Here is a 1,437-nt window from a genome sequence, read left to right as displayed (position 1 = left end):
GGGCGCCTATGCCGAGAACATAAAGGATTTGTGGTTGAACTTTCCGAAGCCCGCCTCGGAACGGCCTTTCCTCAAAGCAGTTTTGACGACGTAACTTATTCAGATGTCCCGCCCGAAGGCCTGACCGACATGCTCTACAGAGCATTTAGAATCGGAAAATATCGTTACATCTATCTGTTGCGATTAGGAGTGTACCATGCTGCCTACTTCACCAAAGCAACCTGCTGGAGCTACGAGCGGGAGCGTCGGATGGTTGCGTCGGAAACAGAGATGCGTAACAACTCAGATCTGCTACTTCTAGACGCGCCAGGTCAATGTGTAAGAAGCATCATCGCTGGTTCAAAAGCCACAGACGCAACGAAAGATGCTTTGAAAAAGAAAGCTCACGAACTAGGCTGCCGCTACTTCGAAATCCGAATTGGCAGGGTCACAGCCATTCCATACTTCCTTGACCTTCATGGACGCCCCCACATTTTCGACGGCTCAGCGCTTATCCCGGCCGCTGTATTTTGTAGCACCTGCCTCGAGCCGCTGAAGGCAGATAGTTCCCAGACGGAATGTTCCTGGTGTCGGATCGATCAACAGATGACGGAGTATGCAGCGTCTCGCAATTCATATCGAATGCTTGATCGCGCAGGCCTACTTGAGTCTTACATTGAAGGAATGGACAAAATTACGTTCGGAAAACAAAGGCTCAATAAGGAGTAGCGACGAGGCGCAGCCCCCGCGCTATCGCGGCGAAATCTTCTCACCTTGGCAGCACGACGCCAAAACCGACGTGACCGACCGCGGCCTGGAGTTCACGGTGCCCGAAGTCAACAGCATGACCGGCTTATTACCGACCCCGAGCTGGTGCTGCATGTCGGCGGCAACTACTAATTCGCGATGGCAAAGCCAGTATCGATTTTCGAGACCGCGCACCCGACTACAAAGGCAGGATCTTCTGGGAGACGATCCCGCCAGGGCCGCTGGCGAGCGGTCGCATCGAAGCCTATGGCTTCAAACGCTATAGGCCCAGCCACGAGTAGTTCGACCGTCCCGAGCAAACGTGGTCGAATTCGGAACAGTTTCGTGAGCCCCCACTGGGCAAGATCGCACGCCAGGCTCGGAGGGGCAGAAGTGGCCTGAACCGGCCGCCGCCCCCTCACGCCGCCCTGCTCTGCCCCTCGCCCCCGATCAGATGCACCCGATTCCGCCCCGCGGCCTTCGCCTCGTACAGCGCGAAGTCGGCTTCTTCGAACAGGTCGGTGATGCGGCGGCGATGGGGGCGGCCGATCAGGGCGGCGCCGATCGAGGCGCTGACCTGGACGCGCAGGCCGTTCCAGAACAGCGGCCGGCTCAGCATCGTGACGGTCTGCTGCAGCACGTCAGCGATCCGCGCCGGATCGGTCGGAGCCCGTAGGATGATGGCGAACTCGTCGCCGCCGAGCCGGCCGA

The 1,437-nt window shown here is 58.2% G+C and carries 2 protein-coding genes; one reads left to right on the top strand and one right to left on the bottom strand.

Annotated features, from left to right (window positions below; translation table 11 throughout):
• A partial coding sequence (locus I5M_RS32135; protein WP_210161618.1) for a hypothetical protein occupies positions 1 to 708 on the top strand: 708 nt, incomplete at its 5' end.
• Between the two features lie 436 nt (positions 709 to 1,144).
• Here the strand turns inward: I5M_RS32135 and I5M_RS09320 are convergent.
• Positions 1,145 to 1,437, bottom strand: a 293-nt coding sequence (locus I5M_RS09320; protein ID WP_031335947.1) for a GGDEF domain-containing protein, incomplete at its 5' end; no start/stop codon positions are given.

This window comes from Rhodopseudomonas sp. B29 (assembly GCF_000333455.1).
GTDB lineage: Bacteria > Pseudomonadota > Alphaproteobacteria > Rhizobiales > Xanthobacteraceae > Rhodopseudomonas.
This window is presented reverse-complemented; position numbering and strand designations above follow the sequence as displayed.